Below are 24,297 nucleotides of genomic sequence, written 5' to 3'. Positions count from 1 at the left end.
AGATCATGCTTCCGCATGTGCTCGTGGCGGCGCCATTTCGTTCGGACGCGATAGTACTTGGCGAAGTACTTAGGCAGAATGGAATGTCCGCCGTCACTTGTGGGGACGAAGAGCAAGTGGCCGAACAACTGAACCATTGTTATACACTGGTGATGAGCCAGGAAGCGCTGACGCCCACTATGCTCTCGACGGTTGCCGACTACCTCGAGGCTCAGCCGCGATGGTCGGAGCTGCCTCTCATCATGCTCTTGGACAATGTCGATCAAAATGGAACAGTCTTATCGGTTCTTCGTCATCGATTTCCCAACTCGAAGATGACGGTGTTGCAGCGCCCCGTGCGCGCCGCTGAATTCGTGACTGCCGCCTATACCGGCATGCTGGCGCGGCGCAGGCAACTGCAATTACGCGACCATATCGAGTGGCAGGATGAGTTGCAGCGCGAGCTCAACCACCGGGTCAAAAACATTCTTGCAAACGTCATGGCGATTTATCACATGACCAAGGTCAAGAGCGGAACGCTCGATGCGTTCGCCGAGAGCTTCGAAGGTCGTCTGGTGGCGCTATCACAAGTCCACAGCGCTATGGCCGTTTCCCAGCATTCACAACTCCTTAGCACGATAGCCGACAGGGTGCTCTCGCCATATCAAACGGCCGGCAGCAATCGCGTGATCATCCACGGTCCCGAGGTCGAGCTACAACCCGACACAGCGGTAACCTTTGCGCTCAGCGTGCATGAGCTCGCAACCAACGCCGCCAAGTACGGTGCTTTCTCCACGCCAGAAGGATCGGTGTCGCTAACCTGGATGCTTGAGCAGACTGGAGACTTGGATCGGGCTGAGGTCGTCTGGATCGAGTATGGCGGCCCCCCGGTCGCGCCGCCCACGCGGCAAGGCTATGGAACGCGCTTTGTGCGGTCTGCGATGGGTGGAGCGGGCCAACGTGCGGTCGACATTCAATACCTGCCCGAAGGCCTGCGCTGCAAATTTGCGATCCCCGTCGCCAAGCCAACCTAACTGAGATGGAACGAGTAGGGTCTGGAACACCGGGAGAGTCGGGCAGTTATAAATCATGGGCGCCAGCCGGAAAATGATCGCATGCTCATCCTCATTGTCGAAGATAACGCGCTTCTTGCCTTCATGATTGAAGAGGTGCTCACGGAAGCGGAATACCAGGTGATAGGTCCCGCAAGTACGCCGGCGGACGCGATTGCCTTGGCCGGCCGATTTCGGCCCCAACTCGCTCTCGTCGATATCGACCTCAAGGATCATGCTTCCGGTGTCGAGGTCGCACAGAGGCTCGAGAAAGCTTTCGGCATTCCATCGCTCTTTGTGACCGGGCAGAGCGAGACGGCCCGACGTCATACCGATGTTGCACTGGGTGTCCTCTGCAAGCCGTTTGCGCCCGAAACAGTGGTTGAGACCGTAGCTATTGTGACCAAACTGCTGGCTGGTGAGCAAATCGGCCAGCTACCATTCGAGCTTGAGTTGTTTGGCGGAGGCGGGAGGGCGTCATCATCCTCTTAAGGCTCCCTTGAGCGTGTGCGCCGCGACTTGAAAGAGAGGATGGCGGAACGGGGTATCGGCGTCGATCTCGACGATCCATCGCTGGTTCATTCACTTCTCGCCGTTGCTTCTTAAACGCTTCAACCGGCGCAAACGAGCCGTGATGGTGGGTACCGCTTGCGCGGCCGGTCACCGCGAGTATTGGTTCCGATCCGAAGCCGGTAGAGCCAGTATCTCACGGATGCATTTGACACGCGCGATCTTGTTCGAATGTCCGGGAAGTTGCCACCTCGGCATTCGTTCAGGGCGTTCTCCCCGATAGACGGGCGAGGAAGCGTCGCGCGCAGCAAGGTCAGGGCTGGCCGGCAGGCCACCGCGCGGTATCCGTGGCTTGGCCTTGACGGAGCGAGCACGTCGCTATCATTCGCCGCCAGTGGGATGGGACAGCAAAGCTGAATTTGCTATCGTGTCGCGGCTCGGGTGACCGCGTGGCAAAGAGCAGGATCGAGGTTGTAAGCCTGTCGCGCAGCCAATATTCGTTGCGCCTCATGTGCGACACCTGAGCACCCTTTCGGTGATTGCTGTTTCCATGTAGAGACGAAGCGTCGGTAGATTTCCTCGGCGTTGCCACCGACATAAACATGCCGGGGAAGACGGATGGAATTGCGCTTGGCCGGGTGAGCCGCAGGCGTTAGCCGCAGATCCACCGTGTCATGACCATGGGCACTGCCCAGGGTCAAATTCTCGGCGGAACCGATTTCGTTGCTAAACCCGACGATCACGCCTCACTGGCCGATCGGATCGATCGCCTTGCAACCGAAACTAGGATTTACAAAGAACCAGGAGGAGTCGCTAAATAGGGCGTCGATTTGCCTCCGGATGCCGACGGGCCGGAGGGAGCAAGGCAGCAACTCCCGGTAGCCATGGAATTTTTTCGCCAGACGGCGGTATAGGCGAAAGATGCTCCTGACCGTGAACTCGGTCGATCCGGCTGCCGCTAGAATTCGCCATCCGCGCGTGCAACCCACGGCATGTGTGACAGGTTAGCTGCCTTAGAGCTGAAAGGTGGGGAGAAAAAAAGTGATCACGGGCAGTGTTAAGTGGCTCGCCAGCGGCACTGCGGATTGGCGTTTGTTTTCACATCCGCTCACGCACCGTCTGCCTCCAATCTGGCTTTGGCGCATAAGCCGGTTGGCCCCTTCAAGCAAGGGGATCTCCCTGTCTCAAGTGAGCAGCGCCCTCGTGACCTGCAGCCTTGTCGCCAGCAATTCTGGTTGCCAAGGCCACTAAAAGGAAGCTTTCTTTCGCGCAGGTCTCCCAAACCGGGCGCATTGGAACCTGCAGCGGTCCGCCGACGTTGCTTAGCTCACATGCGACAGGGAGGATTGACCTTGGCTCTTGCATTCGGGCCCACAGCGATCGATCGCAAGGTAGCCGATACGATCGCTTCACATATCTCACCTGGGACCGAGGAGGTTTTCAACGCTCTCACCCTGGCCGGCGACGAACGCGTCGTCTTTTCAGCTTTGGCGGCAGTTGCGCTTGTCTGCGTTGCGGCCGGGGGTGCGAAACCCAAGGCGGTCACTCGCCTGTGGGCGACCACACTGTCCGCGGCCGCCATCGTGCACCTTTCAAAGCACTTTGTGGACCAGCGCCGCCCAGACCGCACCGAGGCGCCGCTGGAAGGGGCGGGTATTCGCCACGCCGGCAACGCCTACGACGCTTTTCCTTCCGGGCATGCCGTGTACATGGGCGCGATCGCCTCGGCGCTCTCCCATCAAGCCCCCCGTTTTAGTTTTCCGATCTGGCTGGGAGCAGGTGCTGTAGCGTCAACCAGGGTGGTTGTCTTGGCTCACTGGCTATCCGACGTCGTGGCCGGCCTGGTCATAGGTGCGGTTACCGAGCGGCTTGTACGCTTTGTGACCCGACATCAGCGCAGTTGACCGCCTGGGCGGAGACGATGTCGCAAAAAGACAGGACCAAGACCGCCTTCGACGAATCCCGCATGCTGATGCTCGGCGCCCAGGTGCTCCTTGGCTTTCAATTTCAAGCGCCGTTTCAAACTGCGTTCGATCAACTTTCGCATGGCGAGAAGCTGTTGGAGCTCTGCGTGGTCATTTTGATCATAGCCGTCGTCGGTCTCCTCATCGCCCCGAGCGCGCGGCACCGCGTGGTTTACGACGGTCGCGCGAGCGCTAATCTGGATCGTTTTATCAATCATATTTCCGCGCTCACCCTGGCACCCTTTGCGGTCGCTCTCGCGATCGACGTGGGAATCGCCGTGGTGAGAATTGGCGGCACCTACGCCGGCTGGGCGGGAGGTGTCCTGACGTGCGGGGCGTCACTCGGGTTATGGTATGCGCCTGCCTTGTGGAAAGGGAAGGTCGAGAACATGACAACGTCGGACGAAAAAACCCCGCTCGACGCCAAAATCGACTATGTCCTAACAGAAGCGAGAGTTGTTCTGCCGGGAGCCCAGGCAATGCTCGGGTTCCAACTAGCAATTGCTCTGACAACAGGGTTTTCGCAACTGGAGGCGTCAGTCAAGCAAATTCACGGCGTTTCGCTTGGGCTCATAGGCATTTCGACTGTGTTGTTGATAACACCGGCAGCCTTTCACAGGATCGTTTATGCCGGCAACAATGTTCCAGAATTTTATCGTCTCGCGAACCACCTGTTACTATCGGCCACTATCTTCCTGGCCCTTGGCCTAGCGAGCGACACCTACGTGGTCGCCATGAAAATAACCGAAAGTTCGGCGATCGCCGCAGGGATGGCTGTCTTCGCCGGCGTGATTTTAGGGGTGCTGTGGGTGCTCTGGCCGTTTTCAGCACGGGTGCTGGCGTCGCGCCAAGGATGCGCCTGAGCGATCTCCAGGCGCATCCCGAACCCGGCGGTTTGAAATACTACACTGCGGGCAAATCGTCGCGAATGCGCCCGCCGACCGTCGCCATATAAGAAGCCGAAAGTGCTCCGATCAACAGTGCAGCGAATGCCCAGAGCGTCGCATACACGGCTGCTTTTCTGGCAGCATCGGCCGCGGCCTCGGTCTCTTCCGCAACCAGTTGAGCGGTCTCCCTTACCTTGGCAGTCACCCCAGTATACCGTTTGGCGTCCTCAGCTTTACGACACCAATTGTCAGATTAACTCTTAAGTTCCGCAGATTATCACCCTCAGCCCGAGGGCAAGAGTGCCCGAACGGAACACACTCATTCCGTTTCAGGCAGCCGGTCGATGAGCTTGTCCAGCGTGATCGGATAGTCTCGCACTCGGATGCCCGAGGCGTTGTAGATCGCATTGGCGACAGCGGCGGCGACGCCGCAGATCCCGAGCTCGGCAACGCCCTTGGCCTTCATCGGCGAGGAGACTGGATCTGCTTCATCGAGGAAGATTACCTCCTGGTGCGGGATGTCGGCATGGACCGGAACCTCATAGCTCGCGAGGTCGTGATTGACGAAGAAGCCAGAGCGCTTATCGACGACCAATTCCTCCGTGAGAGCGGCGCCAACACCCATGGTCATCGCGCCGATCAACTGACTGCGCGCCGTTTTCGGGTTTAGGATGCGGCCGCAGGCACAGGCTGCAAGCATGCGCCTGACCCGCGTCTCGCCTGTGGCGGCATCGACGCCAACCTCGACGAAATGTGCGCCGAACGTCGACTGCTGATACTTCTTGTCGAGATCGCCATATTCGATCCCGTCCTCGGCGACGATCCCATCCGTGCCAGCCGCCTGCGCCAATGAGGCGCTGCGATTGCCCGAGCGGACCTGGCTGTCGGCAAAGACGGCTTCGGCAGAATTGAAGCCGAGCCTCTGGGCAACGGCTTGGCGCAATTTGACGCACGCGGCGTAGACACCGGCAGTTGAATTGTTGCCGCCCCATTGCCCGCCGGAACCGCAGGAAACCGGAAATGTCGAGTCACCGAGGCGAACCCTTACTTTGTCGAGCGGAATGCCCATCATTTCCGCCGCGGTCTGGGCGATGATGGTGTAGCTACCGGTGCCGATATCCGTCATGTCGGTCTCGACCGTCACCGTGCCACCGCCGTCCAACCGAACGCGGGCCGCAGACTTGGTCAACAGGTTATTACGAAAGGCAGCAGCGACCCCCATTCCGATAAGAAAGCGCCCATCACGGATTCGACCGGGATGCGCCTGGCGCTTGCTCCAGCCGAACCGCTCTGAGCCAATGCGCAGGCATTCGACCAACTGACGCTGTGAGAACGGACGCCCCGGGTGCTCAGGGTCGAGCTGTGTGTCATTGAGGATACGAAATTCCACCGGGTCCAGTCCGAGCTTCTCCGCCATCTCATCGATCGCGATCTCCAGCGCCATCATGCCTGATGCTTCGCCCGGCGCACGCATTGAGTTTCCCTCGGGGAGGTCGAGCACCGCAAGCCGCATCGAGCTCATGCGGTTAGCACCGGCATAAAGCAGACGCGTCTGGCTCACGGCTGTTTCCGGGGCACCACCCGGCAGATCGCCCGACCAGCTCTCGTGCCCAATAGCGGTGATGTTGCCCACGCGCGTCGCACCGAGGCGAATGCGCTGGATGGTCGCCGGCCGGTGAGTTGTATTGTTGGCCATGAGCGGGCGCGTTAAGGCGACCTTGACCGGGCGCCCTGCTGAACGTGCGCCAAGAGCCGCCAGCAGCACATCCGCCCGCAGGAACAACTTGCCGCCGAAGCCACCACCGATGAACGGCGAGATGACGCGAACCTTGTCTTCGGGAATGCCAAGCGTCTCGGCGAGATCGCCGGCGGCCCAGGCGATGATCTGGTTGGACGTCCAGACGGTAAGCTTGTCTCCCTCCCAGGCTGCGATCGAGGCATGGGGCTCCATCATCGCATGCGATTGATCGGGTGTCGTGTAGGTTGCGTCGAGCTGGACTGGAGCCGCGGCAAAGGCGCCGGCAAAATCGCCCACGGCGGTATCGGCGGGTCCGCCGAAGCCCGGTTTGGGTATCCCGGCCGAATTCCTCGCCGACGCAAGATCGAAGGCACCCTCGGCCCGCGTGTAGTTTACCTCCACCAGATTGGCGGCAGCGCGCGCCTGCTCGAATGTCTCGGCGACGACCAGTGCAACCGCCTGATGATAATGTTCGATGGCGGGGCCACCGAGCAGAGCCGCGGTGTTTCGGCTGCCCTTGCCGAGCTTGCCGGCATTCTCTGCCGTGACGATTGCGAGCACACCGGGAGAAGCCTTGGCTTTCGCAAGATCGATCGAGGCGATCCGCCCCTTGGCAATCGCCGCCCCCACCACATAACCATAGGCCTGGTTCGGCGCGACATCGTGGCGTTCATAGGCATAGGGCGCCGTACCCGTGGTTTTGAGTGGACCGTCGATCCGGCTGGCGGGCCGGCCGATGACCTTGAGCTGGTCGATCGGATTGGTGGTCGCAGGGGTATCGAATCTCATGGCTCATCCCCTTGCTTCTGAAAGGACGGCACTGAGGGTGCGCTCGATGAGCGGCAGCTTGAATGCGTTTTGCTGGGTTGGGTTGGCGCCGGCGAGAAGCTGCTCCATGACCGCCTTCGGGCCACGCGGCAACGCGACTTCCGCCGTCTCGATACGCCAGGGCTTGTGCGCCACGCCGCCAAGCGCCACATGCCCACTGCCGTCCTGCTGGACGATCGCTCCGATCGAGACCAAGGCGAAGGCATAAGAGGCACGATCGCGAACTTTCCGGTAGATCTGCTTTCCGCCAATCGGCTTCGGCAATGTGACTGCACTGATCAATTCACCCGGTGCGAGGGCAGTCTCCTTGTCCGGCGTCTCCCGCGGGGACCGATAGAACTCGGCAATCGGTATGCTTCGTGTCGTTCCATTGGCGCGCAGTGTCTCCACCGTCGCGTCGAGGGCGCGCATGGCCACGGCCATGTCGCTGGGATGCGTCGCGATGCAGGCATCGCTTGCACCGAGGATCGCGTGATTGCGCGTGAACCCGCCTATAGCCGAACAGCCGCTGCCGGGCTGACGCTTATTGCAGGGCTGATCGGTGTCGTAGAAATAGGGACAACGCGTGCGCTGCAGGAGATTCCCGGCCGTTGTCGCCTTGTTCCGCAACTGGCCCGAGGCGCCGGAAACCAATGCGCGCGTAAGCAAGGGATAGTCGCGCCGCACACGCGCATCCGCGGCGAGATCGGTGTTTCGGACCAACGCCCCGATGCGCAGGCCCCCACCAGGCGTGGCCCCGATCTTGTCGAAATCGAGGTCATTGACATCGATGAGATGGGTGGGAGTTTCAATTTCGAGCTTCATGAGATCGAGCAGATTGGTGCCGCCAGCGATGAATTTGGCGCCCTCAATGCGCGTCGCAGCGGCGACGGCTTCGGATGGCGACGCTGCGCGCTCGTAGGTGAACGACCTCATGCCTTCCTCCCTGCCACCTCGATGATGGCGTCGATGATGTTGGGATAGGCCGCGCAACGACAAATGTTGCCACTCATGCGCTCGCGAAGCTCCGTGCCAGTCAACTCTGGCTGAGCGATCAAATCCGCACTGACATGGCTGGGAATGCCTGCCTTAATCTCATCCAGCACCGCGACCGCCGAGCAAATTTGGCCGGGAGTGCAATAGCCGCATTGATAACCGTCATGCTCCACGAAGGCCGCCTGCATCGGATGCAGCTTCTCGGGCGTGCCTAGCCCCTCGATGGTGGTGACACGATCGCCTTCATGCATCACTGCCAGCGTCAGGCAGGAATTGATCCGGCGGTCTTCGACGATCACGGTGCAAGCTCCGCATTGGCCGTGATCGCAACCCTTTTTAGTTCCGGTGAGATGGAGATGCTCACGAAGCGCATCGAGCAAGGTGGTGCGCACATCCAGCCGGAGCTTGCGCATCTCGCCATTTACGACGATCGACACATCGGACACTCTGGGATGGTCAAGCATCATTGATTTCCTGACACTGGCAGCCGTCTCGGCCGGAGCCTGCGACGGAAACCCCAGTACCGCGGACGCAGCCCCGCCGATCAGCAGGCCGCGCCGCCCTATTTCGTGGTCGGGATTTTGCATGCAAGATTCCAATCCATTTTTATGAGCGCGCCAGCGATAAAAGTCTGTCCACCAACGAACAAAGATACCGATTGGTGGTTCCCCTATTGATTCAGATGCTACCAGTCGGGAAACGTGCTGCATCGACTGCGAGCGCCACGTTGAGTACGTCGACTTCATCGGGGATGAGTGTCCGCGGTATTAGGCTTTGCCGCTGGCGGGCAGACCGTGATAGCTTCTCGTTACATCAAAAGTGCACCAGCGAGACCGCCTAGCTGGGGAGGGTGGCCGGCTCGACGGGCCGAGATATGGGCTGGGAGCCGGACCGCAACTACACCAGCGGGTGCAGCCAGCGCGGGCATTTCATCACCGACCTCGGGCGCTCAAATGATTGGAGATTATTGTTGCTCGAATGATTGTGCGGCCCGACCAAGCTTCGTCTGGCTGGAGAAATTGATCGGGCCGCGTCGTCAGCAACATCCCTTTCACTGACGATGCGAAGGCTGCCTTCACCCCTCGCGGCTCTATAACGGGCCATCTCAGTCCCAAGTTCCGGACTGCCAGGTCTTTTGGTTCCCCCCTGAAATCGCGAAACGAATGCCACCGACAAATTGACGGCTTCCATGAACGAGTTCGGCAGCGATAGCCGGCTTACGATAACCCCGCTCTCCGCCGCTCCCGTACTGATGGAAGATGCGCCGTCGCGGCGACAGGAGATCTCGGATATATGCCGGGAACCAAGCGAGGCATGGGTTGTTCGAAGACCAAGACTCGATAAGCCGGCCGAGAGCCTGATTCTTGTGTGGCTTCGAACAAGTCGCATGCCAATAGCACAACCGCAGACGGAAGGCCTACCGAGAGAGCGATCAATCGACATGATCTGCTGCGTGCCAGTACCGTCGTCAACGGCCGGGGCTGTAAGGGATGGAATGCCGAGCTCGAGACAATTGGAGGCATGGCCGATAATGCAAGGCTCTGACGTCGCGGCGTGGACCGCCTTCCGGACAGCGGCATCGCTCACTTGCTTGGCCGTGTGCAGTCCAGCAGCATCACAGACGCCAAACCATGACGCCAATGCAAAAGGCTCTCCCGATCCTTGCCAATCGCACCCTCAGGACCGGTCAAAAACTGAGGACAAGTCAACGAACGGCACCAAGGAAGACGGCGGCGACAACAGACGGCTAAAGACGGCATCGCCGGACCTGCAGCGCTGCAAAGGCGTGTTGACGCCGCCGCCGATTGGCGACGAGGAAATTGAGAAGCTCGGGCCCGATACCGGCACGACGCCGGTCATCCCTCCTGGGAACGTGCCGGAGCAGGCGCCCAAGTGAGGCTCGCCATATCCTTGGTCGAGTTGCTTGCCAGATCCCTCGCACCCTGCACGGACCTTTCGCCAGAGTGCAACAATGTGCTACAGGGCGCCAAGGACGACCCTCGCCGAGGATTTTGCCAATTCAGTTTTCGACGACGCTTGGCATGAACCTGCGATCCTCAACCCCAACCTCCAAGGAAAGATCACAAACGCCGAACGTATCGTCCTTGCCCATTGAGTGCAGGCGATTGCCCAATCGCTGGAGTACTCAGGACTTGGTGAGACAGTCGAGATAAGCGTGCAGCGTGATCCGGCCGCGGATGGGGTCGGCGATGTGATCGAAGCCGCGATCCAAGGCAGCGGCCGTCATGCGAGCATAGGCTTCCGCCGCCGGCTCCGAGAAACCAATTGCCCGATAACCTGCCCGCCAGCCTTCGCGCGGCGTCACTTCGACTTCGACCGGTTTTTGGAGCAGTTTGGAAAATGCAGCCGCCACGTCTGCAGGCGAATAACGCGACGGCCCCTCGACGTAACGGATGCCGATATCGTCGAGGCCGGACATCAGCCGGTCCGCGGCGATGCGGCCGAGGTCGTCCGGCGCGGCCATCGGCAACTTAAGGTCGGCGGGCAACATCGTCGGCAGCTTGCCTGTTTCGCGGGCTGGCTCCAGCAGATCGTCCCAGTTACTCATGTAGAAGGGGGCGCGATTGATCGCAGCCGGGATCGATCGATCCCGCAGACCTTGCTCCAGTTCCCAAAGGACGGAAGAATCACCCACCCGCTCGCCCGGCTCCGCGCCGGCGGTCGACTCCGCTACGACCTTCTCCAATCCCGACTCATCGAGGGCGGCCAGGATGCCAGCAACGCCGGCGCGCTCGACCTTGTCCGTGTCCGTCTTCACGTCGGCGGGAGGATTGAGCAGGAAGGCGCGCCGCCCGCGTGCGAAAGCGCGCCCCAGCGACGCAGGATCATTCACATCGGCGATGGCCACCTCAACCCCCTGGGCACGCCACCGTGCGCCACGCTTTTCATCGTGCGTCACCACCGTTAGGGGCTGGTTGCGTTCCATCAGCGTCCTTGCGACCGCCGATCCCACATGGCCATTCGCTCCCATAATAAGGAACATCGGCATCTCCTCTTTTGCACCCACCCTAACGTCTCATCCTGAAAATTCGTGTCAGGAGACGTCACAGGGCGGTATCCGGTGCGACCTCGCGCGGTAGCTCGCTACGAGTCGTTTGCTGGCGAGCGGGCCCGCTGATCGGCAATTTTCAGGTCTCGTCTCCGATCGATACGGAAGTGCCGGAAGGCCCCTCTTGTCTCGCACCAAGCGGCGAGTATTTCCCAGAACAGCGGGCCGCCCCGAGTGCCTATCGTCGCGGACGGGGATCCGCCGGCATGAGGACGGATCAGGGGAGCATTCCACGATTGGCGCAGTCTCGCACTGCTGATATACCGCAATCCCGCCGTAGGTGCGGCCGCCGAAGTCGAACCAGTCGACCGTCGCGCCGCTGAAGGCGTCGATCGCCATCAGCGACGCACCGGCGATATTCTCGCGCCTGGCGAAATAGGTAAGCGTGGCAAAAGCCTCTTCACCGGCTTCAAGAGCCAGGACGAAAGTTGTTTGCGTCGTGCCGCCCGAGAGCTTTTTGATTTCATCGAGACCTCTCCCGGGCTTGAGCCCACCCTCGATCAAGCTTTGGCTTGTATTGCTGCCATCCTATTTCCGAATAGCGGCTGGCAGCGCCGCATGCGAGCCGGCCTCATCGATCATCCACCGCCTATGTCAGCACTCCTGGTCGGAATGTACTCTGCGCGAATAGTCCTCACTATTTCCTCCATCGTCCTTCATATTTGAATGGCGCGGCGGCCTTGAGTTGGTCCTTGGAGGCCTCCATCTTGGCGGACCATTTCTTGTCGCTGTCGGAATAGTTGACCTTCACGCTTGCCGGCGACACGATGATGTAGTGCTCGCCGATACCCAGGAACCCGCCGACAGAAACTACATAGCCAGTGAGCTGGCCGTCGGAAATCACCAGATCCTCAATCTGGCCGATATTTTCCTCTGCCGCATTGTAGATGTTCAGCCCGATCACGTTGCTGCTGAGCGCGTCCGTCGGCTTGGCGGTGATGAAAGTCTCTGTGGTCGTCGTTGTAGCTGTTTGCGAAAGCGCCGGGGTTGCCAGCAACGGAATGATGGTCGCTACCATCAACATTCTGCGCATTGGTATCTCCTCGCGATATGTTTTCAAGGAGCCTTCCGAACCTCGGGATGCCCCGGAAGTTCCGCTGCGTACGGTGCCGGCACGGTGGTTTTTCCGTCTCCGCTTGCCTGCTGGCCTCGTCCGGACAAGGCAGGCTCCGAGCGGCATCGCGCCAGCACCCCTTTCAGATAGAACACCCAATCGCTGCTTCAACTGTGCCGGATCGCCGTTCGACGTCGATCGACCCACATCATGATCGGACCTGACGACATGCCATTCAGCAACACCGAGGCGAGCACGACGAACGAGCTCAGCGCCAGCAAGCGAAGCAACAGATCAAGCCACGAGCGGTGGCCGGGAGCCTAGGTCGGGCAAGGCTGAACCAAGCCACGACCGGACGAACGACCAGCAAGATCGCATTACCGACAGCACCGTTACGCTAGGTCAAACCATCAAGACCCCCGGCAGCAATCGTGCCGCCGAAGATGATCACTTTCATCGGCGCATCCGTTGAGTTTTCAAAGGAACAATGGCCCGGGTTGGGGAGCCCAGGCCGCTGAAACAAAATTAGGGGTTCCACACGTCTAAAAGCTCTTCGTGCCCAACCGTATCAATCTGCTCCGAGAAGCGTGTGGCGTAGAGACGAAGCAGTGCATTGTGACTTGAATCGGAGGAACTACACACGGCATCTGTGACGATCGTCATGCGCAAGCCAAGATCCACACCCGCCATGACAGTGGCGAGAATGCAGACATCCGTCTCGGCCCCGGTCACGACGAGGCCAGTGACATGACGTGCTTTGATCCAGTCGTGAAGCTTGCGTTGCGTGAAGGCTGAATAAGTTGGTTTGTCAACGATCATCGCGGGTGGCGAGAACCGCGCGAGCTCCGGAACGATCTCAAAGGCTTGCGGGTCCATGTGGTCCCGATTGACCTCCCGCCAGCGCTCGAAGTAACGCTTCCACATGCCAGGACGCTGTTCGGGCGTTAATGGGGGCACGAACCGCGACATGACGGTTCGCTCGGCATATTTTCCCGTGATGCGAGCGACCGCCGGAATGATGCGTTCCACCCATTTGGCCCCCCAAGTTGCCTCTGGCATGAAGATGTTTTGCATGTCCACACACAAATGAGCGGTTTGCGAACCCAGGGTGCCAAGATGGAGAGGGGGTTTGCTATTCATGGTGAGAGAAGGGAGCCTCGCCGAAGCTAGGCTCCCTTTAACGCCTACGCAGCCTTCTTGTTGACGCTGGCGGTTGCGAGTTTGCTCAGGAGAGCGTCCGTCTTCACCTCCTCCTGCAGCGTCTGATCCAGAAGTTGGGCGGCATCCTTCAGACCGAGCTGTCCAGCCCAGGTCTTGAGCGTGCCATAGCGGGAGATCTCATAGTGCTCGACGGCTTGCGCTGAGGCTGTCAGGCCGGCGTCGAGGGCAGGGGCACCCTTGAATTCCTCCATGACTTCCTTGCCTTCATCGATAATCCCGAGGATGGCGTCACAGGTTTTTCCGCGGGCCGGCTTTTCGAGCATTTCAAAGATTTGCTGCAACCGATCGACATGCCCCTCAGTCTCCTCCCGGTGCGTTTCAAAAGCTTTTTTCAGCTCCGGGGATTGCGCCTCCCGCGCCATCTTGGGCAACGCACGCAAAATCTGTTTTTCGGCGTAGTAAATGTCTTTCAGCGTTTCAAAAAAGAGATCTTTGAGTTCTTTAGCCATTTGCGTTTCCTTTATTGAAGGACAGTTTTAGAGGCCGAATAGTAGCCGACGCCTGGTATCCCGCCGAACCTCGGCGGCTGCAGTCGACTTAACTGCGCCGACTTAGGTTCGTTCCGCTCGCAATAAGGAGGTTGCTGGCATTTTTTGCAGGTCTTAGGGCGCGCTCCCGCTTGGCTGAGAAAGATCATGGCTACCTTATTTCGCCATGAAGCGCTCAATCGTGAGAGCGGCCACCCTTTGCCCCGTGCAGAACATCAAGATCCTGCCCAACGGACGACGATCGTGTTGAGAAAAGTGCTGAGATCATTCTGCACTCACAAACCGGAGAGCAGCGAGAGCGATGGCGGAGAAGTAGACGGTCGGGCATCGGTCATATCGCGTGGCGACGCGTCGCTAGTCCTTGAGGCGGCCGAAGATGATCTCCATGCGGTTACGCCGTTTGAACCGGCGCTTGTCGTATTTGCTGGGCTGGTTGCGCGATTTTCGGCCTGGGATACACGGCTTGATGCCCTTTGCCGCTAAGGCATCCCTGAACCAGTCGGCGTCATAGCCGCGGTCGGCAAGCAGCCATTGAGCCTTGGGTATTTCGTCCAGCAACGCCGCTGCGCCGGTATAATCGCTGATCTGGCCGGCGGTCATGAAGAAGCTCAAAGGGCGGCCGTTCGCATCGGTGACAGCGTGAAGCTTGATATTCATGCCGCCTTTGGTGCGGCCGATCAGCCGCCCGAGATCACCTTTTCTACCCGCAGGCTCGATGCCGTGCGGTGCGCCTTCAAATAGGTCGCGTCACTCATCACGGTCTTACGCTTGGCACCGGCGGCGGCCAGCCATTCCATCATTCGGGCGCAAACGCCCATCTCGCACCAACGCTTCCAGCGGTTGTAGAGCGTCTTGTGCGGGCCATAATCCTTCGGCGCATCCCGCCAGCGCGACCCGTTGCGATTGACGAAGATGATCCCGCTCAACACGCGACGGTCGTCTACCCGAGGCTTGCCATGGTTCTTAGGAAAATACGGCTGCAGCCGCCCCATCTGCTCGTCCGTCAGCTAATAAAGATCGCTCATCAAAATCTCCTTGCGGAGCCTGAATCAGATCGAGCCTCTCATTTCAATGGGTCCTGACCCTAGCTCTGCACTCAGCTTGCGTGGCATTGCCCCTCCTATTCGCCGCCGATCCCCGCACGCGTTTAGATAGTTGTTGAACCGACCCGATTTCGGGTTCCTTTAATCATCCCCGTTCGGGGAGCCGTTCATCGCGTCCCCACGGAAATGGGGACGACATGGCATCCACCCACCTCAGACCGGAGGCGATCCAACGGGGAGCGCGCATGCTGCGCACCGCGCTCGGCCCGGCCATTACCCGCTTCCTGGAAGAGCCCGGCGTCGTCGAGGTGATGTTGAACCCCGATGGCCGCATCTGGGTCGATCGCCTCTCTGAGGGACTGGCCGACACCGGCAAGACATTATCGGCGGCCGATGGCGAGCGCATCGTGCGCCTGGTCGCCCACCATGTCGGCGCCGAAGTTCATGCGCGTGCACCGCGCGTTTCCGCTGAACTCCCCGAGACGGGCGAGCGCTTTGAAGGCCTGCTTCCTCCCGTTGTCGCTGCTCCAACCTTTGCTATCCGTAAGCCTGCGGTCGCCGTCTTCACCCTTGCCGACTATGTGACCGCGGGCATCATGACGACCCGCCAGGCCACCTCGTTGCGCGCCGCGGTCATATCACGTGCCAATATCCTCGTTGCGGGCGGGACTTCGACTGGCAAGACGACGCTCACCAACGCCTTGCTCGCGGAGGTCGCCAATTCCACTGATCGCGTCGTCATCATCGAGGACACGCGTGAACTGCAATGCGCGGCACCCAACCTAGTTGCTATGCGCACCAAGGACGGCGTCGCCACATTGTCCGATCTCGTGCGCTCGTCGTTGCGCCTGCGGCCGGACCGCATTCCCATCGGCGAGGTCCGTGGTGCGGAAGCCCTCGATCTCCTGAAGGCCTGGGGCACAGGCCATCCGGGCGGCATCGGCACCATCCATGCCGGATCGGGTATCGGCGCGTTGCGCCGGCTCGAACAGCTCATCCAGGAAGCGGTCGTCACCGTTCCCCGCGCCCTGATCGCCGAGACCGTCGATCTCGTGGCCGTTTTGTCGGGCCGCGGTGCTGCAAGGCGATTGACCGAACTCGCTTTCATCGAAGGGCTCGGCCCGGACGGCGATTACCGCATCACCCAAGACACCTCGAACACAGGAGATTTCTCATGATCCGAACCACCACCATGCGCGTCCGCCACACGGTCGCGACTGCCGCTGCCGTCACCTATGTCAACCTCGTCCTCCTTTCCGCCGCCGATGCTTCCGGCTCGTCGATGCCATGGGAACAGCCGCTTCAGAAAATCCTGCAGTCGATCGAGGGGCCGGTCGCCAAGATCGTCGCCGTCATCATCATCATCGCAACCGGCCTCGCGCTTGCCTTCGGCGATACGTCGGGCGGCTTTCGCCGCCTGATCCAGATCGTGTTCGGCCTGTCGATCGCCTTCGCAGCCTCGAGCTTCTTCCTCTCCTTCTTCTCCTTCGGCGGCGGAGCGCTGGTCTGATGGCGATGGCTTTTGAGCAACTCGACGCCGTGCCGGGTTTCACGGTTGCGGTTCATCGCGCGCTGACCGAGCACATCCTGCTCGGCGGCGCGCCTCGTTCCATCGCCATCGTGAACGGCACGCTGGCAGGGGCGGTCGGCCTCGGTTTGCGTCTGTGGCTCGTCGGGCTGTTGATCTGGGCCATCGGGCATTTCGCGGCGGTTTGGGCTGCAAAGCGCGATCCGCTCTTCATCGAAGTTGGACGCCGGCATCTGCGCATTCCCGCTCATCTCTCGGTGTGAGCGGCGGCCATGATGAACCTAGCCGAATATCGCCGCTCCGCCGCACGTCTTGCCGACTATCTGCCCTGGGCTGCGCTCGTGGCCGAGGGCATCGTGCTCAACAAGGATGGCTCGTTCCAGCGCACCGCGCGCTTTCGCGGTCCCGATCTGGACTCTGCCGTCGCGGCCGAACTGGTTGCGGTCGCCGGCCGCATCAACAACGCCTTCCGCCGCCTCGGCTCGGGCTGGAGCATCTTCGTCGAGGCGCAGCGACATGAAACGGCGACCTATCCCGACAGCATCTTTCCCGATCCAGCCTCCAGCCTCGTCGATGCCGAGCGCAAGGCTGATTTCGAGGAGCAGGGCGTCCATTTCATCTCAAGCTATTTCCTGACTTTGCTCTATCTGCCGCCAGCCGAGGAAGCGGCGCGCGCCGAGACATGGCTCTATGAGGGCAAGGAACGCGCTGGCGTGGATCCGTCGGAGATCCTGCGAGGCTTTGCCGATCGCACCACCCGCATTCTGGCCCTGCTCGATGGCTTCATGCCGGAATGCGGCTGGCTCGACGACGCCGAGACGCTGACCTATCTGCATTCGTGCGTTTCCACCAAACGCCATCGCGTCCGTGTCCCCGAGACGCCGATCTATCTCGACGCATTGCTGGCCGATCGGCCATTGACTGGCGGCCTGGAACCGCGTCTGGGCGATCAGAATTTGCGCATCCTCACGATCGTCGGTTTCCCGAGCGCGACCACGCCCGGTCTGCTCGATGACCTCAACCGGCTGGCTTTCCCCTATCGCTGGTCGACGCGTGCCATTCTTCTCGACAAGACCGATGCCACTAGGCTGTTGACCAGGATCAGGCGGCAATGGTTCGCCAAGCGAAAATCCATCGCCGCGATTCTCAAGGAAGTCATGACCAACGAGGCATCCGTCCTCGTGGACACGGATGCGGCGAACAAGGCAGGTGACGCTGACCTCGCCTTGCAGGAACTCGGACAAGACCGTGCCGGCATGGCCTACGTCACGGCCACCATCGCAGTCTGGGACGCCGACCCACGCCTTGCCGACGAAAAGCTCCGCCTGGTCGAGAAGGTCATCCAGGGCCGCGATTTCACGGCCATGATCGAGACGGTCAATGCCGTCGATGCCTGGCTCGGTTCCTTGCCCGGACACGCTTATGCCAATGTCCGCCAGCCGCCGATCTCGACGCTGAATCTCGCCCATATGATCCCCCTCAGCGCCGTGTGGGCGGGGCCGGAACGGGACGAGCATTTCGATGCGCCCCCGCTGCTCTACGGCAGGACGGAAGGTTCGACCCCGTTCCGGCTATCCCTTCATGTCGGCGATGTCGGTCATACGCTCGTTGTTGGACCGACCGGTGCCGGCAAATCCGTGCTGCTGGCCCTGATGGCCTTGCAGTTCCGGCGCTACGAGCGATCCCAGGTCTTCGCCTTTGATTTCGGCGGTTCGATCCGGGCCGCGACACTCGCCATGGGCGGCGATTGGCACGATCTCGGCGGCGGCCTGACCGAAGGCTCCGACGCCTCCGTCGCGCTTCAGCCGCTGGGTCGCATCCACGATACCTATGAACGCGCCTGGGCGGCTGACTGGCTCGCCGCGATCCTGACGCGCGAGGGTGTACCCGTAACTCCGGAGGTCAAGGACCATATCTGGACGGCGCTGACCTCTCTCGCTTCCGCCCCCATCGAAGAGCGTACCATCACGGGCCTGGCGGTCCTGCTCCAGTCAAACAGCATCAAACAGGCGCTGCGACCCTACTATGTCGGCGGTCCCTATGGCCGGCTGCTCGATGCCGAAGCAGAACATCTCGGGGGCGCCGACGTGCAAGTCTTCGAGACCGAAGGCCTGGTCGGTACTGGCGCGGCGCCGGCCGTGCTGTCCTATTTGTTCCATCGTATGGGCGACCGTCTCGATGGAAGTCCGACTTTGCTCATCATCGATGAGGGCTGGCTGGCGCTGGATGATGAGGGGTTTGCCGGCCAGCTTCGCGAATGGCTGAAGACGCTGCGCAAGAAGAACGCCAGCGTCATCTTCGCCACGCAGTCATTGTCCGACATCGACAATTCGGCGATCGCGCCGGCGATCATCGAAAGCTGTCCGACCCGGCTTCTCCTGCCGAATGAACGCGCGATCGAGCCGCAAATCACCGCGATCTATCGCCGGTTCGGACTGAACGACCGGCAGATCGAGATCCTCGCGCGGGCAACACCCAAACGCGACTACTACTGCCAGTCGCGGCGCGGCAATCGCCTCTTCGAGCTTGGCCTGTCCGAAGTTGGCCTGGCGCTGTGCGCCGCATCCTCCAAATCCGATCAGACGCTCATTGGCAAGCTGCTCGCCGAGCATGGCCGCGAGGGCTTTCTCAAAGCCTGGCTCGAGGCCCGCAATACCGGTTGGGCGATCGATCTTATTCCACCTCTGATCCCCTCATCCGAACAGGAGACTCAGTCATGAGAGCTCGCCATCTCCGACCACACGCTGCCGTTCTGGCGACGACCCTGCTTTCTGCGTCCCTGGCATTGGCGCCGATGATGGTGCCGCCGGCCTGCGCGGATATTGTGTTCGATCCATCGAACTACACGCAAAACGTCCTGACGGCCGCGCGCTCGCTCCAGCAGATCACCAACCAGATCACCGGACTGCAAAACCAGGCACAGATGCTGATCAATCAGGCGCGCAACCTCGCGAGCCTGCCCTTCTCCTCGCTTCAGCAGATCCAGCAGTCGGTTCGCAGGACCCAGCAACTTCTCGACCAGGCGCAGAACATTGCCTTCGACGTCCAGAAGGTCGACCAGATATTCAGCCAAAAATACGCGACTGTCTCGCTATCTGCGAGCGACCGGCAACTCGTCGCCGACGCCCGCTCGCGCTGGCAGAACACGGTTGGCAGTCTCCAGGACGCCATGCGGGTGCAGGCCGGTGTCGTCGGCAATATCGATGCGAACCGGACGCAGATGTCGACCCTGGTCAACCAGAGCCAGGGCGCGACCGGTGCGCTGCAGGCAACCCAAGCCGGCAATCAGATTCTCGCTCTGCAATCTCAGCAACTCTCCGATCTGCTCGCACTGCTCGCCGCCAATGGCCGGGCCGGAGCGCTGACCGATGCGGAACGCGCCGCCGCGGCTGAACAAGGACGCGAGCAACGTCGTCGCTTCCTCACGCCGGGCTCGGCCTATCAACCGGGCAATGCCCGGATGTTCAACAACGGCAACTGAGGTGGAGAGGGATATCGTCATGGACGGCAAGACGTTTACGCGCCTCGGCGCGATGGTGTTCGTCGCTGTCGCCCTGACGGTGACGGTGATCGAACTGATCGATAGGCAAAAGAGGTCGCCGACTTCGCCAATGCGCCTGATCCCATCCGATGGCGATCCGCTGCGTGAAGGTCAGCGCCGCTGCCAGCAGCTTGGACAAAAGGCGGTCGAGGACGCCGAGTGCCTGCGTGTGTGGAGCCAGACCCGCGATCGCTTTCTCGGCCGGACATTCGAGCCGCTCTCATCACCCTCGAACCAAGGACGTTGACGCATGGGTGGTAGCGGCATCATCGACAATTTCCTCGGGGTGTTCACCCGCTACATCGACTCCGGCTTTGGGCTGCTCGGCGGTGAAGTCGGCTTCATCGCATCCACGCTGATCGTCATCGACGTGACGCTGGCGGCGCTCTTCTGGAGCTGGGGCGCGGATGACGACATCATCGCCAGGCTGGTGAAAAAGACGCTGTTCGTCGGTGCCTTCGCCTATCTCATCTCCAATTGGAACAATCTGGCCAAGATTGTCTTCGAAAGCTTCGCGGGCCTCGGCCTCAAGGCCAGTGGAACCGGCTTTTCGGCAGCCGATTTGATGCGTCCCGGCAAGGTTGCGCAAACCGGCCTCGACGCTGCTCGACCTTTGCTCGAATCGATTTCCGACCTCATGGGCTGGGTGGCGTTCTTCGAGAACTTCATCCAGATCGCCTGCCTGCTGTTTGCCTGGGCGCTGGTCATCCTCGCCTTCTTCATCCTGGCGATCCAGCTCTTCGTTACATTGATCGAGTTCAAGCTCGCCACACTGGCCGGCTTCGTGCTGATCCCGTTCGGCCTGTTCGGCAAGACCGCTTTCATGGCCGAGCGTGTGCTCGGCAATGTGATCTCCTCTGGCATCAAGGTCCTGGTCCTCGCCGTCGTCATCGGCATCGGTTCGACCCTGTTCGATCAGTTTACTCGGGGCTTTGGCGGGCGGACGCCGACCATCGACGACGCCATGGCTGTTGTCCTCGCCGCATTGTCGCTCCTCGGCCTTGGCATTTTTGGTCCCGGCATCGCCAATGGCTTGGTCTCCGGTGGGCCGCAGCTTGGCGCTGGTGCTGCCGTCGGCACAGGGCTGGTTGCCGGCGGAGCCGCCCTTGCCGTCGGCGGCGGGGCGATGCTGGCAGCAAGGGGAGGGGCCGCGGCACTCTCCGGTGGAGCTGCCGCCATTCGCGCTGGCGCGACCGCAGCGGGCTCTGCGAGCTCAGCCTATTCGCTGGGCGCCTTGGGAAAGTCTGGCGCGGCTGGCGTCGCCTCCGGTCTTGGTGGTGTAGGACGGGCAGCAGCAGGGAGTGCCGGCAGCGCGGTGGTCTCGCCGCTTCGCAGGGCTGTTGCATCAGGCAAATCCAGTTATGCCGAAGGCGTCAAATCCGGTTTCTCCGTGACTGGCGGTTCCTCGACCAAGGGGACGATTGGTCCTGCGACTGAGGCATCGCCCGTACAGACCCGGTCCGTGGATGCCGCACCAGGCCGAGCACAGCGTCTTCGCCGATCCATCCACACAGCGCATGCCGTCCAGACGGCAGCCCATGCCATTCGCTCTGGCGACGGCCATGGCACCGGCTCCTCCGTCAATCTTTCCGAAAGTGACCGCTCATGAACCTTTTCCGGCGGCATGCCGCGCATTACGGCAGGACTCCCGAACCCGAGACCCCCTACCAGAAGGCCGCCCACGTCTGGGATGAGCGTATCGGTTCGGCCCGCCTGCAGGCCAGGAACTGGCGCTACATGGCCTTCGGCTCGTTGATCCTGTCGACAGGCTTTGCTGTAGCCCTGGTCTGGCAATCGGCCAACGGCACGGTCGTGCCATGGGTGGTTCAGGTCGACAAGCTCGGTGAGGCGCAGGCCGTGGCGCCCGCTGTGGCCGACTATCGCCCGACCGATCCGCAGATTGCCTGGCATCTTGCTCGTTTTGTCGAGCAGGTTCGTTCCATTCCCGCCGATCCGGTCATCGTGCGCCAGAACTGGCTGCGGGCCTACGACTGGACGACGGACCGCGGCGCCGGGGCACTCAACGACTACGCCCGCGCCAATGATCCCTTCGCCAAGGTCGGCAAGCAGCAGATCGCCGTGGAGGTGTCGTCGGTCATCCGCGCCTCGCCGGATTCCTTCCGCGTTTCCTGGATGGAGCGTCGCTATGAGGACGGCAAGCTTGCTGCGACCGAACGCTGGACCGCGATCCTGACCATTGCCATCCAGCCGCCTCGTGATGCCGACCGCCTCAAGGCCAATCCGCTCGGGATCTACGTCAATGCCATCAACTGGTCGCGGGAGATGAGCCAATGAGCTGGCTAAGGACCTATAAAGAAGGCGATGCGATTTTCCGTAAATCCGCAATAGCGGCCGTTTTGTTCTCTGGCGCCATGCTGGCAGGCTGCGCCACGCCGCAAAAGCCACCTGAAATCCGTTATGACAAAGACGTGCCGCCACTTCCGGCTATACCGACCGCAGCCACCGACGATCGGCTGCGGCCGCTGCACACTCCCCCGGCTTGGTCGCCGGTTCGCGGCGGAGCGGCCGCGACAGCACCCACGGCTCGTGTCGAGAATGCCAATGCCGCCGCCCGCGTCCAGCCGCGCCGCGAAGGTTATTACAACGCAATCCAGGTTTATCCCTGGTCGGAGGGCGCTCTCTATCAGGTCTATGCCGCCCCCGGCCAGATCAGTGATATCGCGCTCGAGCCCGGCGAGAGCCTGACCGGATCTGGGCCGATCGCCGCCGGCGATACCGCCCGCTGGATCATTGGTGACACCGAGAGCGGATCGGGCGTGACACGACGCGTTCATGTTCTGGTGAAACCCAGCCGCGCGGGTATCGCCACCAATCTCGTTATCACCACCGACCGTCGCACCTATATGCTGGAGCTGCGCTCTGGCGAAAAACCCTACATGCCGGCTGTCTCCTGGGCCTATCCTCGATCGGCCGGCGCACAGCGCCAAGTCGTCCCACCCGTCCCGGCTATTCCCGCGGTCGCGGCACGCAATTATCGCTATGGCCTCACCGGTGACAATCCGCCCTGGAAACCCCTTGCCGTCTATGATGATGGCCGACGCGTCTATGTCGAATTCCCACGCGGTATCGTGCAAGGCGAAATGCCGCCTCTCTTTGTCATCGGCCCGGACGGCGAAGCCCAGATCGCCAACAGCCGCACCTACCAGCACATCCAGATCGTCGATCGCCTGTTCGGCGCGGCCGAACTGCGTCTTGGCAGCGGCGATCGCCAGCAGACCGTCAGGATCGTGCGGACCGATGCGAGGCCTTCGTCATGACCGAGAACGACAACGCCGCAGCCATGCGCCTGCGGGCTGAACCGCCACGTGTGACCCGGCTGTCGCGCAAGGTGCTGATCAGCATGGGTGTCGTCGCCTCGCTCGGCATCGGCGGGGCGCTGATCTATGCTCTTCAAGGCCCCGGCGGCGGATCGGGCGGTGAAGAGCTCTATTCCACCGCCAATCGGCAGCCCGCCGATGGCCTTGCCGGCCTGCCGCGCGACTATACCGGTCCGATCCTCGGGCCGGCACTACCAGGTGACCTCGGCCGTCCGATCCTGGACGCGCAGAACAAAGGGCAACCCGTCGTGTCGCCGGCGGTTCCCACGCCGGGCGTCGATGAGGCGGAGCAACGCCGTCGGGCCGAGGAAGAGGCGGCCCGTACCAGCACCGTCTTCTTCCAGGCACGGGCGGGATCGGCGGTGGCGGGAACAGCCGGCGGACAGACGCCGGGTCTTGCAGGGCTTGATCTCGGCGGTCAGGCCGGTGCCCCGACCGCGCAGGACAAGCAACTGGCCTTCCTCAATGCTGTAGCGGATCGGCGCACTGTTGCGCCCGACCACGTCATGCCGCCGGCATCGCCCTATGTGCTGCAGGCCGGTGCCGTCATTCCAGCTGCGCTCGTGACGGGCATCCGTTCGGATCTGCCCGGCCAAATCACGGCGCAGGTCACAGAAAACATCTATGACAGTCCGACGGGGCGTATTCTGCTCGTGCCGCAGGGAACCCGGATCATCGGCCAATATGACAATAACGTACAGTTCGGCCAGCGCCGGGTGCTGCTCGTATGGAATCGGCTGATCCTGCCGAATGGACGCTCTATCGTCCTGGAGCGTCAGCCGGGTGCTGATCCGCAAGGCTATGCCGGCCTTGAGGATGGTGTCGATTACCACTGGTGGGATCTTGCCAAGGCGGCGGGTCTGTCGACGCTGCTTGCGGTCGGGGCTGAACTCGCCGTCGATGACCAGAATCGGCTTTTGCGCGCGATCCGCAACGGCACGCAGGACACCATCAACGAGGCTGGTCAGCAGATCATCCGCCGCCAACTCAACGTCGCGCCGACACTGACCATTCGCCCGGGATTCCCGGTGTGCGTCATCGTCACCCGCGACCTCGTCTTCGAACCCTACAGAGGATGACC

23 protein-coding genes and 2 pseudogenes are annotated in these 24,297 nt (G+C 61.4%); 16 read left to right on the top strand and 9 right to left on the bottom strand.

What is annotated here, in order from left to right; genetic code table 11:
* Positions 1 to 83: 83 nt before the first annotated feature.
* From ACR9ZN_RS06710 to ACR9ZN_RS06690, 5 genes and pseudogenes are all read left to right on the top strand, one after another.
* Entirely contained in the window at positions 84 to 1,013 is a 930-nt protein-coding gene (locus tag ACR9ZN_RS06710; protein WP_481271715.1) for a sensor histidine kinase, read from the top strand.
* 81 nt (positions 1,014 to 1,094) lie between these two features.
* On the top strand, positions 1,095 to 1,523 hold the full coding sequence (locus tag ACR9ZN_RS06705) for a response regulator (protein ID WP_481271714.1): 429 nt from the start codon (positions 1,095 to 1,097) through the stop codon (positions 1,521 to 1,523).
* Positions 1,524 to 1,544: 21 nt separating this feature from the next.
* Positions 1,545 to 1,662 (top strand): annotated as a pseudogene (locus ACR9ZN_RS06700) (IS6 family transposase); the annotation flags it as partial.
* Between the two features lie 1,231 nt (positions 1,663 to 2,893).
* On the top strand, positions 2,894 to 3,445 hold the full coding sequence (locus tag ACR9ZN_RS06695; RefSeq protein WP_481271713.1) for a phosphatase PAP2 family protein: 552 nt from the start codon (positions 2,894 to 2,896) through the stop codon (positions 3,443 to 3,445).
* Positions 3,446 to 3,462: 17 nt separating this feature from the next.
* On the top strand, positions 3,463 to 4,368 hold the full coding sequence (locus tag ACR9ZN_RS06690; protein WP_481271712.1) for a DUF6328 family protein: 906 nt from the start codon (positions 3,463 to 3,465) through the stop codon (positions 4,366 to 4,368).
* A gap of 40 nt (positions 4,369 to 4,408) precedes the next feature.
* Here the strand turns inward: ACR9ZN_RS06690 and ACR9ZN_RS06685 are convergent, their stop codons facing one another.
* The 4 genes from ACR9ZN_RS06685 to paoA form a co-directional block, all read right to left on the bottom strand.
* Positions 4,409 to 4,597, bottom strand: coding sequence for a hypothetical protein (locus ACR9ZN_RS06685; protein ID WP_481271711.1), 189 nt, complete (start codon positions 4,595 to 4,597; stop codon positions 4,409 to 4,411).
* A 114-nt stretch (positions 4,598 to 4,711) separates the two neighbouring features.
* A complete protein-coding gene (gene paoC / locus ACR9ZN_RS06680; protein WP_481271709.1) occupies positions 4,712 to 6,919 on the bottom strand; it encodes an aldehyde oxidoreductase molybdenum-binding subunit PaoC in 2,208 nt (735 codons plus the stop codon).
* Between the two features lie 3 nt (positions 6,920 to 6,922).
* Positions 6,923 to 7,873, bottom strand: a complete 951-nt coding sequence (locus tag ACR9ZN_RS06675) for an FAD binding domain-containing protein (protein WP_481271708.1) — start codon at positions 7,871 to 7,873, stop codon at positions 6,923 to 6,925.
* Positions 7,870 to 8,520, bottom strand: a complete 651-nt coding sequence (gene paoA / locus ACR9ZN_RS06670) for an aldehyde dehydrogenase iron-sulfur subunit PaoA (RefSeq protein WP_481271707.1) — start codon at positions 8,518 to 8,520, stop codon at positions 7,870 to 7,872. The genes ACR9ZN_RS06675 and paoA overlap by 4 nt, the downstream gene beginning before the upstream one ends.
* A gap of 944 nt (positions 8,521 to 9,464) precedes the next feature.
* Here paoA and ACR9ZN_RS06665 point away from each other — a divergent pair.
* Positions 9,465 to 9,830, top strand: a complete 366-nt coding sequence (locus ACR9ZN_RS06665; protein ID WP_481271706.1) for a hypothetical protein — start codon at positions 9,465 to 9,467, stop codon at positions 9,828 to 9,830.
* A gap of 249 nt (positions 9,831 to 10,079) precedes the next feature.
* Here ACR9ZN_RS06665 and ACR9ZN_RS06660 read toward each other — a convergent pair whose 3' ends face one another.
* The 5 genes and pseudogenes from ACR9ZN_RS06660 to ACR9ZN_RS06640 all read right to left on the bottom strand — a co-directional run bounded on the left by ACR9ZN_RS06660 (position 10,080) and on the right by ACR9ZN_RS06640 (position 14,758).
* Complete coding sequence (locus tag ACR9ZN_RS06660; RefSeq protein ID WP_481271705.1) at positions 10,080 to 10,937, bottom strand: NmrA family NAD(P)-binding protein; 858 nt, start codon at positions 10,935 to 10,937, stop codon at positions 10,080 to 10,082.
* 703 nt (positions 10,938 to 11,640) lie between these two features.
* Positions 11,641 to 12,036, bottom strand: coding sequence for a PRC-barrel domain-containing protein (locus ACR9ZN_RS06655; protein ID WP_481271704.1), 396 nt, complete (start codon positions 12,034 to 12,036; stop codon positions 11,641 to 11,643).
* A gap of 546 nt (positions 12,037 to 12,582) precedes the next feature.
* On the bottom strand, positions 12,583 to 13,197 hold the full coding sequence (locus ACR9ZN_RS06650) for a cysteine hydrolase family protein (protein WP_481271703.1): 615 nt from the start codon (positions 13,195 to 13,197) through the stop codon (positions 12,583 to 12,585).
* Between the two features lie 44 nt (positions 13,198 to 13,241).
* Positions 13,242 to 13,727: a YciE/YciF ferroxidase family protein gene (locus ACR9ZN_RS06645; protein ID WP_481271702.1), complete on the bottom strand. Its 486-nt coding sequence runs from the start codon at positions 13,725 to 13,727 to the stop codon at positions 13,242 to 13,244.
* A gap of 303 nt (positions 13,728 to 14,030) precedes the next feature.
* Positions 14,031 to 14,758, bottom strand: a pseudogene (locus ACR9ZN_RS06640) (IS5 family transposase).
* Positions 14,759 to 15,006: 248 nt separating this feature from the next.
* On the opposite strand from ACR9ZN_RS06640, the gene trbB reads away from it, so the two are divergent.
* Genes trbB through ACR9ZN_RS06590 form a run of 10 tightly spaced genes read left to right on the top strand, consistent with a single transcriptional unit; the run spans position 15,007 to position 24,295 of the window.
* Positions 15,007 to 15,987: a P-type conjugative transfer ATPase TrbB gene (trbB, locus tag ACR9ZN_RS06635; protein WP_481271701.1), complete on the top strand. Its 981-nt coding sequence runs from the start codon at positions 15,007 to 15,009 to the stop codon at positions 15,985 to 15,987.
* The gene (locus tag ACR9ZN_RS06630) at positions 15,984 to 16,319 is read left to right on the top strand and encodes a TrbC/VirB2 family type IV secretion system protein (RefSeq protein WP_481271700.1); all 336 of its coding nucleotides are present in this window, start codon (positions 15,984 to 15,986) and stop codon (positions 16,317 to 16,319) included. The genes trbB and ACR9ZN_RS06630 overlap by 4 nt, the downstream gene beginning before the upstream one ends.
* Positions 16,319 to 16,600, top strand: coding sequence for a VirB3 family type IV secretion system protein (locus tag ACR9ZN_RS06625; RefSeq protein ID WP_481271699.1), 282 nt, complete (start codon positions 16,319 to 16,321; stop codon positions 16,598 to 16,600). Before ACR9ZN_RS06630 ends, ACR9ZN_RS06625 begins: the two co-directional genes overlap by 1 nt.
* A gap of 9 nt (positions 16,601 to 16,609) precedes the next feature.
* Positions 16,610 to 19,057, top strand: coding sequence for a conjugal transfer protein TrbE (gene trbE, locus ACR9ZN_RS06620; protein ID WP_481271698.1), 2,448 nt, complete (start codon positions 16,610 to 16,612; stop codon positions 19,055 to 19,057).
* On the top strand, positions 19,054 to 19,818 hold the full coding sequence (trbJ, locus tag ACR9ZN_RS06615; protein ID WP_481271697.1) for a P-type conjugative transfer protein TrbJ: 765 nt from the start codon (positions 19,054 to 19,056) through the stop codon (positions 19,816 to 19,818). The genes trbE and trbJ overlap by 4 nt, the downstream gene beginning before the upstream one ends.
* 19 nt (positions 19,819 to 19,837) lie before the next feature.
* Positions 19,838 to 20,125: a putative entry exclusion protein TrbK-alt gene (gene trbK-alt / locus ACR9ZN_RS06610; RefSeq protein ID WP_481271696.1), complete on the top strand. Its 288-nt coding sequence runs from the start codon at positions 19,838 to 19,840 to the stop codon at positions 20,123 to 20,125.
* Between the two features lie 3 nt (positions 20,126 to 20,128).
* Positions 20,129 to 21,487, top strand: a complete 1,359-nt coding sequence (trbL, locus tag ACR9ZN_RS06605) for a P-type conjugative transfer protein TrbL (RefSeq protein ID WP_481271695.1) — start codon at positions 20,129 to 20,131, stop codon at positions 21,485 to 21,487.
* Entirely contained in the window at positions 21,484 to 22,173 is a 690-nt protein-coding gene (trbF, locus tag ACR9ZN_RS06600; RefSeq protein ID WP_481271694.1) for a conjugal transfer protein TrbF, read from the top strand. Before trbL ends, trbF begins: the two co-directional genes overlap by 4 nt.
* Complete coding sequence (gene trbG, locus ACR9ZN_RS06595; protein WP_481271693.1) at positions 22,170 to 23,156, top strand: P-type conjugative transfer protein TrbG; 987 nt, start codon at positions 22,170 to 22,172, stop codon at positions 23,154 to 23,156. The genes trbF and trbG overlap by 4 nt, the downstream gene beginning before the upstream one ends.
* Complete coding sequence (locus tag ACR9ZN_RS06590) at positions 23,153 to 24,295, top strand: TraB/TrbI/VirB10 family type IV secretion system protein (protein ID WP_481271692.1); 1,143 nt, start codon at positions 23,153 to 23,155, stop codon at positions 24,293 to 24,295. The genes trbG and ACR9ZN_RS06590 overlap by 4 nt, the downstream gene beginning before the upstream one ends.
* The last annotated feature ends 2 nt before the right edge of the window (positions 24,296 to 24,297 follow it).

Source organism: Labrys sp. HAY1-8F, assembly GCF_056754975.1.
This window is presented reverse-complemented; position numbering and strand designations above follow the sequence as displayed.

Coding starts and splice junctions, on each gene's coding strand:
- trbB (WP_481271701.1), top strand. CDS start 15,007: ATGGCATCCACCCACCTCAGACCGGAGGCGATCCAACGGGGAGCGCGC.
- ACR9ZN_RS06645 (WP_481271702.1), bottom strand. CDS start 13,727: ATGGCTAAAGAACTCAAAGATCTCTTTTTTGAAACGCTGAAAGACATT.
- ACR9ZN_RS06660 (WP_481271705.1), bottom strand. CDS start 10,937: ATGTTCCTTATTATGGGAGCGAATGGCCATGTGGGATCGGCGGTCGCA.
- ACR9ZN_RS06710 (WP_481271715.1), top strand. CDS start 84: ATGTCCGCCGTCACTTGTGGGGACGAAGAGCAAGTGGCCGAACAACTG.
- trbJ (WP_481271697.1), top strand. CDS start 19,054: ATGAGAGCTCGCCATCTCCGACCACACGCTGCCGTTCTGGCGACGACC.
- trbF (WP_481271694.1), top strand. CDS start 21,484: ATGAACCTTTTCCGGCGGCATGCCGCGCATTACGGCAGGACTCCCGAA.
- ACR9ZN_RS06590 (WP_481271692.1), top strand. CDS start 23,153: ATGACCGAGAACGACAACGCCGCAGCCATGCGCCTGCGGGCTGAACCG.
- ACR9ZN_RS06650 (WP_481271703.1), bottom strand. CDS start 13,197: ATGAATAGCAAACCCCCTCTCCATCTTGGCACCCTGGGTTCGCAAACC.
- trbL (WP_481271695.1), top strand. CDS start 20,129: ATGGGTGGTAGCGGCATCATCGACAATTTCCTCGGGGTGTTCACCCGC.
- trbK-alt (WP_481271696.1), top strand. CDS start 19,838: ATGGACGGCAAGACGTTTACGCGCCTCGGCGCGATGGTGTTCGTCGCT.
- ACR9ZN_RS06655 (WP_481271704.1), bottom strand. CDS start 12,036: ATGCGCAGAATGTTGATGGTAGCGACCATCATTCCGTTGCTGGCAACC.
- ACR9ZN_RS06625 (WP_481271699.1), top strand. CDS start 16,319: ATGGCGATGGCTTTTGAGCAACTCGACGCCGTGCCGGGTTTCACGGTT.
- paoA (WP_481271707.1), bottom strand. CDS start 8,520: ATGCAAAATCCCGACCACGAAATAGGGCGGCGCGGCCTGCTGATCGGC.
- ACR9ZN_RS06665 (WP_481271706.1), top strand. CDS start 9,465: ATGCAAGGCTCTGACGTCGCGGCGTGGACCGCCTTCCGGACAGCGGCA.
- ACR9ZN_RS06690 (WP_481271712.1), top strand. CDS start 3,463: ATGTCGCAAAAAGACAGGACCAAGACCGCCTTCGACGAATCCCGCATG.
- ACR9ZN_RS06630 (WP_481271700.1), top strand. CDS start 15,984: ATGATCCGAACCACCACCATGCGCGTCCGCCACACGGTCGCGACTGCC.
- ACR9ZN_RS06675 (WP_481271708.1), bottom strand. CDS start 7,873: ATGAGGTCGTTCACCTACGAGCGCGCAGCGTCGCCATCCGAAGCCGTC.
- trbE (WP_481271698.1), top strand. CDS start 16,610: ATGATGAACCTAGCCGAATATCGCCGCTCCGCCGCACGTCTTGCCGAC.
- paoC (WP_481271709.1), bottom strand. CDS start 6,919: ATGAGATTCGATACCCCTGCGACCACCAATCCGATCGACCAGCTCAAG.
- ACR9ZN_RS06705 (WP_481271714.1), top strand. CDS start 1,095: ATGCTCATCCTCATTGTCGAAGATAACGCGCTTCTTGCCTTCATGATT.
- trbG (WP_481271693.1), top strand. CDS start 22,170: ATGAGCTGGCTAAGGACCTATAAAGAAGGCGATGCGATTTTCCGTAAA.